Annotated in this window: 12 protein-coding genes and 1 pseudogene; 8 read left to right on the plus strand and 5 right to left on the minus strand. The window is 69.1% G+C overall.

Going from position 1 to position 13,062, the window contains the following annotated elements; genetic code table 11:
- The 4 genes and pseudogenes from ACSMFO_RS21725 to ACSMFO_RS21740 form a co-directional block, all read right to left on the minus strand.
- A pseudogene (locus ACSMFO_RS21725) lies at nucleotides 1-159 on the minus strand (IS256 family transposase); the annotation flags it as partial.
- Nucleotides 160-739: 580 nt separating this feature from the next.
- On the minus strand, nucleotides 740-2,086 hold the full coding sequence (locus ACSMFO_RS21730) for an MFS transporter (protein WP_436460275.1): 1,347 nt from the start codon (nucleotides 2,084-2,086) through the stop codon (nucleotides 740-742).
- Between the two features lie 64 nt (nucleotides 2,087-2,150).
- Nucleotides 2,151-2,933 (minus strand): alpha/beta fold hydrolase, encoded by a 783-nt coding sequence (locus ACSMFO_RS21735; protein WP_436460276.1) that lies wholly within the window; start codon nucleotides 2,931-2,933, stop codon nucleotides 2,151-2,153.
- The gene (locus ACSMFO_RS21740; RefSeq protein ID WP_436460277.1) at nucleotides 2,930-3,877 is read right to left on the minus strand and encodes a LysR family transcriptional regulator; all 948 of its coding nucleotides are present in this window, start codon (nucleotides 3,875-3,877) and stop codon (nucleotides 2,930-2,932) included. The genes ACSMFO_RS21735 and ACSMFO_RS21740 overlap by 4 nt, the downstream gene beginning before the upstream one ends.
- An 86-nt stretch (nucleotides 3,878-3,963) precedes the next feature.
- On the opposite strand from ACSMFO_RS21740, the gene ACSMFO_RS21745 reads away from it, so the two are divergent.
- From ACSMFO_RS21745 to ACSMFO_RS21765, 5 genes are all read left to right on the plus strand, one after another.
- Complete coding sequence (locus tag ACSMFO_RS21745) at nucleotides 3,964-5,112, plus strand: acyl-CoA dehydrogenase family protein (RefSeq protein ID WP_436460278.1); 1,149 nt, start codon at nucleotides 3,964-3,966, stop codon at nucleotides 5,110-5,112.
- A 17-nt stretch (nucleotides 5,113-5,129) separates the two neighbouring features.
- Nucleotides 5,130-6,284 carry a CaiB/BaiF CoA transferase family protein gene (locus tag ACSMFO_RS21750; RefSeq protein WP_436460279.1) on the plus strand — a complete coding sequence of 385 codons (1,155 nt, stop codon included), beginning with the start codon at nucleotides 5,130-5,132 and terminating at the stop codon, nucleotides 6,282-6,284.
- Nucleotides 6,281-7,069: a mesaconyl-C4 CoA hydratase gene (locus ACSMFO_RS21755; RefSeq protein ID WP_436460280.1), complete on the plus strand. Its 789-nt coding sequence runs from the start codon at nucleotides 6,281-6,283 to the stop codon at nucleotides 7,067-7,069. The genes ACSMFO_RS21750 and ACSMFO_RS21755 overlap by 4 nt, the downstream gene beginning before the upstream one ends.
- Nucleotides 7,066-7,881 (plus strand): HpcH/HpaI aldolase/citrate lyase family protein, encoded by an 816-nt coding sequence (locus ACSMFO_RS21760; protein ID WP_436460281.1) that lies wholly within the window; start codon nucleotides 7,066-7,068, stop codon nucleotides 7,879-7,881. Before ACSMFO_RS21755 ends, ACSMFO_RS21760 begins: the two co-directional genes overlap by 4 nt.
- Nucleotides 7,882-7,974: 93 nt before the next feature.
- Nucleotides 7,975-8,919: a helix-turn-helix domain-containing protein gene (locus tag ACSMFO_RS21765; RefSeq protein WP_436460282.1), complete on the plus strand. Its 945-nt coding sequence runs from the start codon at nucleotides 7,975-7,977 to the stop codon at nucleotides 8,917-8,919.
- 99 nt (nucleotides 8,920-9,018) lie between these two features.
- Here ACSMFO_RS21765 and ACSMFO_RS21770 read toward each other — a convergent pair whose 3' ends face one another.
- On the minus strand, nucleotides 9,019-9,651 hold the full coding sequence (locus tag ACSMFO_RS21770) for a TetR/AcrR family transcriptional regulator (protein ID WP_436460283.1): 633 nt from the start codon (nucleotides 9,649-9,651) through the stop codon (nucleotides 9,019-9,021).
- Nucleotides 9,652-9,699: 48 nt separating this feature from the next.
- Between ACSMFO_RS21770 and ACSMFO_RS21775 the strand changes: the two genes are divergently transcribed.
- The 3 genes from ACSMFO_RS21775 to ACSMFO_RS21785 are packed head-to-tail and all read left to right on the plus strand — an operon-like array spanning nucleotide 9,700 to nucleotide 12,970.
- Nucleotides 9,700-10,647 (plus strand): patatin-like phospholipase family protein, encoded by a 948-nt coding sequence (locus tag ACSMFO_RS21775; protein WP_436460284.1) that lies wholly within the window; start codon nucleotides 9,700-9,702, stop codon nucleotides 10,645-10,647.
- Entirely contained in the window at nucleotides 10,644-11,492 is an 849-nt protein-coding gene (locus tag ACSMFO_RS21780; protein WP_436460285.1) for an SDR family oxidoreductase, read from the plus strand. The genes ACSMFO_RS21775 and ACSMFO_RS21780 overlap by 4 nt, the downstream gene beginning before the upstream one ends.
- Entirely contained in the window at nucleotides 11,489-12,970 is a 1,482-nt protein-coding gene (locus ACSMFO_RS21785; RefSeq protein ID WP_436460286.1) for a flavin-containing monooxygenase, read from the plus strand. Before ACSMFO_RS21780 ends, ACSMFO_RS21785 begins: the two co-directional genes overlap by 4 nt.
- Nucleotides 12,971-13,062 lie beyond the last annotated feature (92 nt).

The following is a 13,062-nucleotide window of genomic DNA, read 5'->3' on the forward strand; positions in this document are numbered from 1 at the left end:
GCTGCCGTTTCCGGCGGGATCTCCTTTCTCATATCCGAGATGATGGGTCATTTCGGTATCCAGCGCGCGTTCGAGCACTGCTTTTGTCATCTGATTCAGCAATTCCTGCACGCCCAAAGAACCGCCGCTCGCGTGCGCTTCTTTGACCAGCGCGTCCAATACCTCCGGCGGAAGCGCTCCGGCAAGCACTTCAGCCGACGACGAGCCAGCCGGGCGTGATGTGTTCTCCGTCACAGAAAAGGCCTTCCTGGATCGCCAACGACGATCCGATCTTGGTCCATCCGCGGCTTACACGGTTGTCATGACACGGCCGCACGTGCCGGATTCCCCGGTTGCGCAGCTAGCCCTCCCTCGCCGGTCAACGCCACGCCATCATCCACTTGGACATAAGGTGATCAAGAAGGCTGGCGTCAACCATGTACTCCCGCAATCGACACAACGTCGATCTCATACACAGAACATCAGACACGCCCTCCGGGGCGGCCGACCTCATGATGCGTCGTTGCTGCGCTGGACCGTCGCCGGAAAACGACCACGGCTCAGCTTCGAAGAGTTCTCACGCAGTCTCCTTCGGCTGGGACAGCTGTCGCCGGAATTCGGCAACAGTCTGACGCGGCGGACAGGACTCAAAACGTGGCCGCCCGCCTGCCCGTTACCGAAATCCGGCAACGCCCCCCAAGGCCCCGCATAGCAGCGCATCGCCGGTATGTCCTTGTCAGAATTCGGCTACCGCAACGCCCTACCGCACAACAGAATCCCGAGCAGGCACCCCACTCACCTCCAAGGAAGAACCCCGCGAAGGCTCCCGCACCACCAAAGTCGCCACGAACGTCAGCCCGATGCACCCCGTGACCCACCAGAAGAACACGCTCTCGTGCCCAGCCTGCTTCAAGGCCAGCGCGATCGGTTCCGAAAGGCCGCCGAACACCGCGGTCGCCAGGGCGTGTGGCAGGCCGACGCCGAGCGCGCGGACGTTGGTGGGGAACATTTCCGCCTTGATGATGGCCGACAGCGCGGTGTAGCCGCTGAGGAAGACCATGGCGGTGAGCATGAGCAGGAAGGCGATCCACGGATTCCCCGTCCGTCCCACGAGCGTCATGATCGGCACGGTCAGGAGCATGCCGCCGACGGAGAAGCCGAACATGACCGGGCGGCGGCCCCAGCGGTCGGAAAGGGCGCCGGCGACGGGTTGCATGAAGATGAACAGGAACAGGGCGGCGAAACCGATGAGCGAAGCGGTCGGCTTCGGGATTCCGGCGGTGTTCACCATGTACTTCTGCAGGTAGCTGGTGAAGGTGTAGAACGCCACCGTCCCGCCGATGGCGAGGCCGAGGACGGCGAGGACCTGGCGGCGGTGCTCGCGCAGCAAGACCCGCAAGCCGCCAGGAGGTGAACCGGCCGCCGAAGCGCGTTGGAAGTGTTCCGATTCCACCATGCTGCGGCGGAGGTACATCACCACGAGCCCGGCGATCGCGCCGAGGACGAACGGGATCCGCCAGCCCCACGCGTACATCTGCGCTTCGGTGAGCAGCGACTGCATCACGATCATCACCAGCAGCGCCGAGAGTTGCCCGACGGTGATCGAGACGTACTGGAAGCTCGAGTAGAACCCGCGTCGCCGCGGAGTGGCGATCTCGGACAGGTAGGTCGCGCTCGAACCGAACTCGCCGCCCACCGAGAGACCTTGCGCGAGCCTGGCGACCACCAGGATCACGGGCGCGACGATGCCGATCGACGAATAGCCCGGCGTGAGCGCGATGGCCAGCGAGCCGAAGCTCATCAGCGTCACGGAAAGGGTCAGTGCGGCCCGGCGGCCGAACCGGTCCGCGTAGAGACCCAGGAGCCAGCCGCCGAGCGGGCGCATCAGGAACCCCACCGCGAAGACGACAGCCGTCGAAAGCAACTGCGCCGTCAGGTTTCCCTCGGGGAAGAAACTGGCCGCGAAGTAGATGCTGAACGAGGCGTAGACGAACCAGTCGTACCACTCGACCAGGTTTCCGAGGCAGCCCCGGACCACGTTCGCGACGACGCCGGGTGTCTTGTGCGGCAAGGGAAGCTCCTTCGCTCCGGGAATGCCGACCATCATGAGCTGTGATCCCTGCGGTTGAGAAATAGAAATCCGCGATGGGCACATACCCGGCAGGCATGGTCTACCCGAGGAAGTCGCTCACCAGGTCGCTCGATACGGGGCGGCACTCGTCGAAGTAGGCGTGCCGTGCCCCGGCGAAGAGGTGCATCCGCGCGTCGGGAATCCGCTCCGTCAGCAACGGCGCGTTCGCCACGGGCGCGAGCAGATCGTCGTCGCCGTGCAGGACCAGGGTGGGCGCGCTGATCTCCGGAAGTACGTCCCAGGCGTCGTGGCCGTTGCTCGCGACGAGATGCCCGCGCACCGCGTGCGGCGGCATGCCGTGCGCGCCCAGCACCCGGTACGGACCGGGATTCGCCGCGCGCCAGGCGGGCGTGTACATCAAGTCCGTCAACGTCTCGCGAGCCTCCACAGAGGATCGTCGCGCCAGGGCCAGCCGTACGTCGTTCGATCGCTCGACGCCGTGCTTGCCGCCCGGCGTGGTGCAGCCGAGCACCAGCCGCCGCACCCGATCGGGATACCGCGCGGCGACCCACTGCGCGACGCGCCCGCCCATCGAAGTGCCGTAGACATCGGCCTCGCCGACCCCGAGCCCGTCGAGCACCGCGATCACGTCGTCCGCGAAACCCGTTGTGGAGTAAGCGGAATCGGGTGCGTCACTGGCGCCGGTGCCGCGATAGTCCATGGTGATCGTGCTCGGGAAATCCCCGCGCGTGCGGTCCCACCACGTGTGGTCGTTCGCCTGGCCGGCCAGCAGCACGAGCGGCCGGCCCGTGCCGTGCCACTGGTAGGCCAGCCGGGTGCCGTCGGCGGCGACGGCGTGGCCGGTGCGGGGGAGCGTGCTCATTCTTCTCCTGCTCGGTCTTCCCAGAGCCGCGCCGAGGGCCACTCGCCCTCGCGCACGGTCCGGTGGATCTGCCGGACCAGCGCCCGGGCGACGGCGTCGACGGCGGGCGTGACGCGCCCTGTCCTCGGCGTGCCGAGGACGACGGTCCGCCAGACCTCCGGTTCGCAGACCGGAGCCGCGCTCAGGGTGCCGTCGGCGACGTCCGCAGCGATGCCGATACCGGGCAGGATCGTCCAGCCGTGCCCGCCGAGCACGAGGCGTTTCTGCAGGGTCATGGCGTTGGTCTGCACGGTGACCTCCGCCTCGGCGCCCGCCTCACGGGCCGCGCCGTCGATGAGGGTGCGCAGCGCGTGCCCCTCGGACGGCATGACCAGCGGATGCGCGGCGACCTCGGCGAACGGCACGGGCCGCGCGGGATCGAGCCCGGCCGACGGGGGAGCGACCGCCCAGAGCCGTTCGCGGACCAGCGGGCGGACATTGAGCGACGGCGTGCTGGTCAGGTTGTAGAGCAGGCTCAGATCGACGTCACCGTCGTCGATCCACCGCTGGAGATGCCCCGAGTACGCGGTGAGCAGCCGCAGTTCGATGCCCGGATGCTCACGCAGCACGGCCGTCGTCAGCGGCGCGGCGAGCCGTTCGGCGGCGCTCTCCAGCAGGCCGACCGTGACGATGCCGGTGACCACCCCGGGTTTCGGGGCGAGTTCGGCCCGGGCCCGGTCGAGTTCGGTGAGCGCCCGGCGTGCCCGTTCGACGAGCGTCGCGCCCGCCTCGGTGGGGCGCATCCCGTGGCGGGTCCGTTCGAACAACGGCACCCCGAGTTCCTGTTCCAGAGTGCGGATCTGCCGGGTGACCGCGGGCTGGACCAGGTGCAGCAGTTCGGCCGCGCGGGTCACGCTGCCGACCTCGGCGACCGTCACCAACGCCTTGAGCTGCTTGAAGTCCACCGTCGTCCCTTCACATCGCGGACCGGTATGCGGCTATCATGATTCGGTATTTCACATACCGTCTCATCATCGCTCATGATAACAACATGACCGAGGAAGAGACCGAGATCGTCGCGCTCGTGGCCGAGTTCGTGGATCGCGAGGTCCGGCCCGTCGCGCGGGAGCTCGACCACACGAACACCTATCCCGGCGAACTCATCGACCAGATGAAGGCGATGGGAGTCTTCGGGCTGGCCGTGCCCGAGCCGTGGGGCGAGACCCACGTCTCCGCCGAGTGCTACGCGTCGGTGACGGAGGAGCTCGCCCGCGGCTGGATGAGCCTCGCCGGCGCGATGGGCGGCCACACCGTCGTCGCGAAACTCCTTGCCACGTATGGCACTCAGGAGCAGAAGGACACCTACCTGCCGAAGCTGGCGACGGGCGGGATCCGCGCGACGATGGCGCTCACCGAACCCGGCGGCGGCTCGGACCTGCAGGCACTCCGCACCACCGCACGCCGTGAGGGCGACGAGTACGTGATCAACGGCAGCAAGACGTGGATCACCAACGCGCGCCGGTCCCAGCTGGTCGCGCTGCTGTGCAAGACCGACCCCGCCGCCGAACCGGCGCACAAGGGCATCTCCGTCCTGCTGGTGGAAAAAGGGCCGGGTTTCGAGGTCTCGCGGGACCTGCCCAAGCTCGGTTACAAGGGCGTCGAGAGCTGCGAACTCTCCTTCGACGACTTCCACGCGCCGGTCACCGCCGTGCTCGGTGGTGTGGAGGGGCGCGGCTTCGCCCAGATGATGCGAGGCCTGGAGATCGGCCGGATCCAGGTCGCCGCCCGGGCGCTCGGCGTCGGCCGGGCCGCGCTGGAGGATTCCCTGCGCTACGCCCAAGAACGCGAGAGCTTCGGCAAACCGATCTGGCAGCACCAGTCGGTCGGTAACCATCTCGCGGACATGGCGACCAAACTCGAGGCCGCGCGCCAGCTGGTGCTCCATGCGGCCCGCCGCTACGACTCGGGCGAACGCGCGGATCTGGAGGCGGGGATGGCGAAACTGTTCGCCTCCGAGGCCGCGATGGAGATCGCGCTCGACGCGGTGCGCATCCACGGCGGCTACGGCTACTCGACGGAGTACGACGTCGAACGGTACTTCCGCGACGCCCCATTGATGATCGTCGGCGAGGGCACCAACGAGATCCAGCGCGGCGTGATCGCGCGCCAGCTGATCGAACGGCACCGCATCCCGTCCTGACCACCGAGGAAGGCTTCATGCGCCAACCACTCGAGGGAATCACTGTCGTCGCCTTGGAACAGGCCGTCGCCGCGCCCTTCGCCTCGCGCCAGCTCGCCGACCTCGGCGCGCGCGTGATCAAGATCGAACGCCGCGGTGTCGGCGACTTCGCCCGTGACTACGACCGGACCGTGCACGGGCAGTCGAGCTACTTCGTCTGGCTCAACCGGGGCAAGGAAAGCGTCGAACTCGACATCAAGGATCCGGCGGACCGGGCTCTGCTCGGCGCGATGATCGGCCGGGCGGACGTCTTTCTGCAGAATCTCGCCCCCGGAGCGGCGGAACGGCTCGACCTCGACGCCGCGACGTTGCGCGCGGAACGCCCGGAACTCGTCCACTGTTCGATCTCGGGCTACGGTCAGGAAGGTCCATATCGGACGAAGAAGGCCTACGATCTCTTGGTGCAGTGCGAAACCGGGCTCGTGATGTCCACCGGAACGCCGGAGACTCCGGCCAAGGCGGGGATCTCGATCGCCGACATCGCCACCGGGATGTACGCCTACAGCGGCATCCTCACCGCGCTGTACGAGCGCGAGCGCACCGGCGAGGGGGCGAGCCTGCACGTCGCGATGCTCGATTCGCTCGGCGAATGGATGAGCCAGCCCGCCTATTTCTCCCGCTACGGCCAGGAACCGCCGAGGCGCACGGCGGCGGCACATCCGTCGATCTCGCCGTACGGGCCGTTCCGCACCGGCGACGACCAGGTCTTCCTGAGTGTCCAAAGTGAACGGGAGTGGGTCGTTCTCTGCCGGGATGTCTTGGCGCATCCCGAACTCGCCGGAGATCCGCGGTTCCGGACCAACGACGATCGCGTCCGCAACGACGGCGAGCTCACCGCGATCCTGGAAGCGACCTTCACCGGCCTGACCGCCGACGAGGTCGGAGATCTGCTGGAGCGGGCCGGGATCGCCAACGCCCGGTTGCGGACGCCCGAGCAGTTCACCCGGCATCCGCAACTGGTCGCGCGGAACCGCTGGCGCGCGGTGGAAACCCCGGCCGGTCCGCTGGAGGCGCTGCTCCCGCCGGTCGAGGCCGACGGCCGCGAACCGGTCATGGGGCCGGTGCCCGCGCTGGGTGCGCACAACGAGTCGATCCGGGCCGAGTTCGGTGCCCGGCAGGAGGTACGAACGTGAAGGAAATCCTGCAGCCCGGCCCCGCGGAGGCGCTGGCCTCGCTGCTCGACGTCGACCTGCCGGATCTGGACCGCGACGGCCTGCCCCCGCTGTGGCACTGGTTCTACCTGCTGGATCGGCCCGCGCAGTCCGATCTGGGGCCGGACGGCCATCCGGTCCGTGGCACGATCCCCGCGCCGCCGGAGCCGGGACGCCGCCGGATGTGGGCAGGCGGGAGAGTGCGGGCGCTCGGGCCGTTGCGGTGCGGGCTGCCCGCCGAACGGCATACGGAAGTGCTTTCCACGACGGAAAAGCAGGGCCGCACCGGGCGGCTGACCTTCGTCGTGACCGGCCACAGGATCGTCCAGAGTGGCGCGGTCGTGGTCGAGGAGGAGCAGGACATCGTCTACCGCGACGCCGCCTCCGGACAGGTCGAAGCGGCCATCGAGGAGCCGGAAGTGCCGGCGGCCGAGGACGAATGGGCGATCGATGTCTCGCCGACTCTGCTGTTCCGCTTCTCGGCGCTGACCTACAACGCTCACCGCATCCATTACGACCGCGACTACGCCCGCGATGTCGAGGGCTATCCGGGGCTTCTCACTCACGGCCCGTTGCAGGCGCTCGCGATGGCCGAAGCCGCCAGGAAACAGGGGAGCACAGGCCGGCTGGCCTTCGACTACCGTCTCGTCTCGCCGCTGTTCGACCATCAGGGCATGATCGTCCGGGCCGACGAGGGCGGCACCGCCGTGCGCGATCGCCACGGACGGCGGACGGCGACCGGGACGATGCGGAGCCTCGACCGATGAACGAAACCAGTGCGAAGACCTTCCTGTTCGTCCCCGGTCACCGGCCGGACCGCTTCGCCAAGGCCGTGGCCAGCGGCGCCGACGTCGTGATCCTCGATCTGGAGGACGCGGTCGCGCCCGAGCGGAAGGAGTCCGCCCGCGAACATGTCCGGGCGTGGCTGGACGAAGGTCATCAGGCGATCGTCCGCATCAACGGAGCCGGAACCGCTTGGTACCACGAGGATGTCGCGAGTATCGGGCGCGCGCTCGCGGTGATGCTGCCCAAGGCCGAGGACCCCGCCGAGATCGATTCCCTCGCCGGGCGGCTGCCCGGGATCCCGATCGTGCCGCTGGTGGAGACGGCGGCCGGCATCGCGAACGCGGTGGCGGTCTGCGGCGCCGACGCGGTGGTGAGGCCCGCTTTCGGCAGTGTCGATCTGGCCGCGCAGCTCGGCGTCGATCACCGGTCGCACGAGGCGTTGCGGTACGCGCGGTCCGCGCTCGTCGTCGCCGCGGCGGCCACCGGCCGGGCGGCCCCGATCGACGGCGTCACCACGGCGCTCGACGACGAAGCCGCGCTCATCGCCGACCTCGACCACGCCAGAACCCTCGGCTTCACCGGGAAACTCTGCGTGCACCCGCGTCAGGTCGCGGTCGCCGATCGTGGGCTGGCCCCGTCGGCGAGTGAGATCGAGTGGGCGAGGGGAGTGGCGGCGCTCGTGGGCGACGGTTCGGTGGCCGTGGCGGGCGGCCAGATGATCGACAAGCCGGTCGAGGCCCTGGCCAGGGCGATCCTCGAGCGCGCGGGTGAGCCATTCCGACCAGCCGGATGACGCCGACGGCCCTGGTAGCGCCCGCCGAGCGGCGGTAGCGTTCCGGCGGGCGGACTTTTCGTTACGGGCGAACGGAAAGGAGGCGTGGTCGGCGTGCACGAACCGAAAGTGACGGAATTCGCGACCACCGATCCGGAACAGGCGTGTGCCCTGCTCGCCGAGGCGTACCGGGACAATCGCCTGCGGGTCCGCGGCAGCGTCGAAAGCTACCGTTTCGAGCACAACCGCTGTGACCTCGGCGATGTGCACTTCGACTTCCTGCACAACACGCTGACCACGGAGGTCGTCGTCCAGCCGTTGGGCAGGGTGGTGCTTTTGCGGGTCCTGGACGGTGAACAGGAGCTCGACGACGGGGTCAGCGACCGCAGGCTCGGTCCGGGGGACGTGTTCGTCGGTCCGCACCCCGGCCGCGAGTACCGGACGGGGCTGCACGGCACGCGGCTGCAGATCACCGGGATCGACCTCTCGCTGTTCAGCGGAATCGATCCGGAACCTGTGGTGGAGCGGTTGTGCTACGAGCCGGTGAGTCCGGAGAAGGCACGGCGATGGAGCCGGACGGTCGACTACATGACCGCCTTGTTCACCGATCCGGGCGTGGAGAACGGCCCGCTGGTACTCGGCGCGGCGGGCAGGCTGATGGCAGCCATGGCACTGGACACCTTCACCACGGGCAGGGGCGAAGAGCGCCCGAGTGACCGGCGGGACGCCGTTCCGGACACAGTGCGCCGCGCGGTCGCCTTCCTGGAGGCGAATCCGGACCTCGACCTCGGCGTCGCCGACGTCGCCCGCGCCTGCCGTATCTCGGTGCGGGCCCTGCAACTGGCGTTCCGGCGGCATCTGGACACCACGCCCATGGCCTACCTGCGCCGGATCCGGCTCGACCTGGCGAGAGCGGACCTCCTTGCCGCAGCGCCCGGCGACGGCACGACGGTGACGGGTGTCGCGGCGAAGTGGGGTTTCCTGGACGGAAGCCGGTTCAGCGCGCAGTACCGCGCGGCGTTCGGCGAACCGCCCAGCCACACCCTGCGGAATCCGTGAAGGTTCGTTTTCGTCGGTGCCGGTGTGCGTTTCAGGCGCTAGACCCGGCTGTCCGGACCCTGTTCCATAAGCGTGGCACCAGTATCGCCCAGACCCCGCTTACTGGTGTGTCGCTATCCCGTCGTACATCACCCGACGGACCGCCCGGCTCATCGCGGCCTGCCGCTCCGGTGAAGGATCGCGCAGTTCGGACAGCACCGACGCGAGGATCATCCCGTTGATCGCGCGGGCGGTGGAGTCCACGTCCAGGTCCTCGTGCAGATACCCGAGGCGGACACCGTGGTGCAGATAGCCCGCGGTCAGCTCGGCGGCGGTCTCGTGGAAGTCCAGCACCCGTTCCCGCATCTCGGCGTCGATACCCGCCGCCTCGAGCAGGAGGAACCGGGCCATCCGCGGGTCGCTGCCGAAGATCCGGGCGAGCGCGTCGCCGATCCGCGCGCTCTGCTTGCGGTACTCGGCCAGGCTGTTGACCGCGTCCGGCGCGTTGTCCGCGGCCAGCGCGCCGACCACCTTCTCGACCAGGTCCGTGATGACGTGGTCGACGATGTCCCGCTTGTTCTGGAAGTACCGGTAGAAGGTGCCGTGCCCGATGCCCAGCCGGGCGGCGATGTCGGCGATGCCGGTCGCGTGGTAGCCCCGCTCGGCGAAGCAGTCGAACGCGGTCTCCACGATCTCGCGCCGTAGTTCCTGCTTCTTCCGTGCGGCCCTGCTGACCGGGATCTCCGTCGTCATTCCGCCAGCTTATTGCCTGACGTGTTCAAATGACATACCGTTCCGGAAATGACACGTCATTCCGCGAGAGCGCTGGTGCTCGGTTGCGGCGGGACCTTGGGGTTCGCCTGGACGGCCTCGGTCCTCGACGCGCTGCACGCCGAGGCCGGCTGGGATCCGCGAAAGGCGGACGTCCTGGTCGGGACGTCGGCGGGGGCCGAAGCGGTGGCCATGCTCGGGGCGGGCATCCCGGCGAAGGCGATTCTCGACGCGGTGGCGGGCGCGCCAGGTGGTGACGCCGTCGTCGCCGCGCACGTCCGCCGGGCGCCGGGCAGGCTCCCGCCGGTGCCGTCTCCGCGCTGGCCGTCGGCCGGATTGGTCCGGGCCGCGCTGCGACGGGACGTCGACACGCTCGCCGGCCTCGCGGGTCTTCTGCCCCGGGGCAGGGGTGACGCCGGCTGGCTGCGCGAACTCGGGGACGCGCTGGCGCCCGACGGCTGGGTCCCGCACCCCGCGACCTGGCTGATGGCCGCGGACCTGACGGGGAAGCGGATCGCGCTCGGTTCCCCGGACGCGCCGCCCGCCCGGCTCGGTGAGGCGATCGCCGCGTCGTGGGCGATCCCCGGCTGGTTCCCACCGTCCGTTGTGGACGGACGGCCGTTGCTCGACGGCGGCACGGTCTCGCCGACCTCGGCCGATCTCCTGCTCGGTCACGACGTCGGCGAGGTCGTGCTGATCGCGCCGATGAGCAGCGAGGGCGGCGCACCGGCGCGCGGCGCGGCCCGGCTGGAACGGCTGCTGCGGACGGCGATGACCAGGCGGGTCGACGACGAGGCGCGACGGTTGCGCGCGGCCGGTGTCAGGGTGGTGCGGATCGAGCCGGGGCCCGCCGATCTCGCCGCCATGGGCGCGAACTTCATGGACGGACGGCGCCGGGAGTACGTGCTCGCCACGGCGTCGAGGACGGCGCCCGCCCTGGTCGCCGAAGCCTTCGAACGAGAAGGAGTACGCGCATGACCAAGTACCCGCATCTCGACCTCGCTCGCGCGCACGTGGCGATCACCGGCGCGGGGCAGGGCATCGGCCGCGCGACCGCGGAACGCATGGCCGCCCTCGGCGCCCGCGTGTCCATCGGCGACCTCGACCTCGAAGCCGCGAAACGGACCGCCGCCGACATCGGCGGTACCGCGCATCATCTGGACGTCGCCGATCCGGCGTCGTTCGCCGCGTTCCTCGGCGAGGCCGAACAGGCGAACGGGCCGCTCGCGGTGCTCGTCAACAACGCCGGGATCATGCCGAACGGCGGTTTCCTCGATCTCTCCGACGCGCTGAACCGGGCGACCATGGAGGTCAACGTCTTCGGCGTCGTCCACGGCATGCGCCTGGCCCTGCCCGGCATGCTGGAACGCGGGCGCGGACATATCGTCAACGTCGCTTCGCTGGCCGGGAAGTTCCCGGTGAAAGGGCTGGCGATCTACAACGCCAGCAAGTTCGCCGTCGTCGGGCTGACCGCGGCGACCCGGCTGGAGTACGCGCCGCACGGCGTGAGCGTCTCGGCCGTGCTGCCGTCGGCGGTCGACACCGCGCTCGCCTCCGGGCTCGACATGCGGCCGATCCCCAAGGTGAAACCGGAGCGGATCGCCGACGCCGTGGTGGATTCCGTCCGCACCCGCGCCGCGGAGACCGCCGTGCCCGGTTACGTCGGCGCGCTCGCGACCCTCGCGGCCGTGACCCCCGAACCGGCGCTCAACGCGTTCCGGCGGCTGATGCGGGACGACCGGGCGCTGCGCCCCGATTCACCCGAGCGGGTCGGCTACCGCGCCCGCCTCGACCAGGACACCCATCGGGAGGAAAACGCATGACCACGCAGTACGACGCCGTCGTCGTGGGGGCCGGTTTCGGCGGGATGGGCGCGGCGATCCAGCTCAACCGGCTCGGCTACGGCAACCTGGTCATCCTCGAACGCGAATCCGACCTCGGCGGCACCTGGCATGTGAACCGCTATCCCGGGCTGGCCGTCGACATCCCGTCGGCCACCTACTCGTACTCGTTCGAGCCGAATCCGCACTGGTCGCGGCTTTTCGCGCCGGGCGCGGAGCTCAAGCGGTACGCCGAGCACGTCGCGGACAAGTACCGGCTGCGGCGCTACATGCGGTTCGGCTCGGTGGTCACCGGCGCGGTCTGGGACGAGGCGGACGCGCACTGGAAGGTCTCGCTCGCCGACGGCGACCCGGTCACCGCCAAATACCTCCTCACCGCCACGGGATTCCTTTCCCAGCCTAAGAAACCCGACATCGCCGGGATCGACACCTTCGGCGGCAAGGTCATCCACACCACCGCCTGGGACGACGAGTACGACCTCGCGGGCAAACGCGTCGCGGTGATCGGCACCGGCGCGACCGCGGTCCAGCTGATCCCCGAGATCGCGAAGGTCGCGCGGGACCTCACCGTGTACCAGCGGACCCCGATCTGGGTGAGCCCCAAACTGGACTTCCCGGTGCCGAAGGCGGTCCGGCGCGCGTTCGCCGCGCTCCCGTTCACCCAGCGGGCCGCCCGGCTGACCGGGACCGCGCTGCTGGAGCTGATGATGGTCTCCGGTGTCCTGCACTACAAGCAGCTGCCGATGGCGAACCGGCTCGGCAAGCTGTGGTGCCAGGCGCATCTGCGCCGTCAGGTGCGGGACCCGGGGCTGCGCGCCGAACTGACGCCGCGCTATTCGTTCGGCTGCAAGCGACCGACGTTCTCCAACGAGTACTACCCGGCCTTCACGAAGGACCACGTGCACCTGGAGACGACGTCGATCGCGAAGATCGACGAGAGCGGGATCGAGACCGCGGACGGACGGCGGCGGGACATCGACGTCCTGGTGCTGGCGACCGGATTCGACCTCTGGGAGGCGAACTTCCCGGCGATCGAGATCATCGGGCGCGGCGGCCGGGATCTCGGGAAGTGGTGGCGGGAGAACCGTTTCCAGGCCTACGAAGGCGTCGCGATCCCGAAGTTCCCCAACTTCATCTCGCTCAACAGCCCGTATTCCTACTCGGGACTGTCCTATTTCACCACCATCGAGACGCAGATGCGGCATATGGACCGGCTCTTCGGCGCGATGCGGCGGCGCGGCGCGACGGAGTTCGAGGTGACGCAGGAGGCGAACGACGCGTTCCTCGACCGGATGACCGAACGCCTCGGCGACTCGATCTTCACGCTCGGGAACTGCGCCCCGGCGAACAGCTACTACTTCAACCCGCACGGGGAGGCGACCCTGCTGCGGCCGTCGTCCACACTGAACGCGATCAAGGAGGCGCAGAGCTTCCCCATCGAGGACTACACGTTCGCCTAACGGTGGGCTGAAAGCGTCCTTCACCGCATGCCACGCGGTGAAGGACGCTTTCCTTGCATCGCATGCGGTGAAAGCGTCCTTCAGCCCGCCCG

This window comes from Amycolatopsis sp. w19, from assembly GCF_051373225.1.
Taxonomy (GTDB): Bacteria; Actinomycetota; Actinomycetes; order Mycobacteriales; family Pseudonocardiaceae; genus Amycolatopsis; species Amycolatopsis japonica.

Bases quoted from the DNA above. Each gene is read 5' to 3' on its own strand.
- ACSMFO_RS21730 (WP_436460275.1), bottom strand. From the start codon at position 2,086: ATGATGGTCGGCATTCCCGGAGCGAAGGAGCTTCCCTTGCCGCACAAG.
- ACSMFO_RS21735 (WP_436460276.1), bottom strand. From the start codon at position 2,933: ATGAGCACGCTCCCCCGCACCGGCCACGCCGTCGCCGCCGACGGCACC.
- ACSMFO_RS21745 (WP_436460278.1), top strand. From the start codon at position 3,964: ATGACCGAGGAAGAGACCGAGATCGTCGCGCTCGTGGCCGAGTTCGTG.
- ACSMFO_RS21750 (WP_436460279.1), top strand. From the start codon at position 5,130: ATGCGCCAACCACTCGAGGGAATCACTGTCGTCGCCTTGGAACAGGCC.
- ACSMFO_RS21760 (WP_436460281.1), top strand. From the start codon at position 7,066: ATGAACGAAACCAGTGCGAAGACCTTCCTGTTCGTCCCCGGTCACCGG.
- ACSMFO_RS21770 (WP_436460283.1), bottom strand. From the start codon at position 9,651: ATGACGACGGAGATCCCGGTCAGCAGGGCCGCACGGAAGAAGCAGGAA.
- ACSMFO_RS21775 (WP_436460284.1), top strand. From the start codon at position 9,700: ATGACACGTCATTCCGCGAGAGCGCTGGTGCTCGGTTGCGGCGGGACC.
- ACSMFO_RS21780 (WP_436460285.1), top strand. From the start codon at position 10,644: ATGACCAAGTACCCGCATCTCGACCTCGCTCGCGCGCACGTGGCGATC.
- ACSMFO_RS21785 (WP_436460286.1), top strand. From the start codon at position 11,489: ATGACCACGCAGTACGACGCCGTCGTCGTGGGGGCCGGTTTCGGCGGG.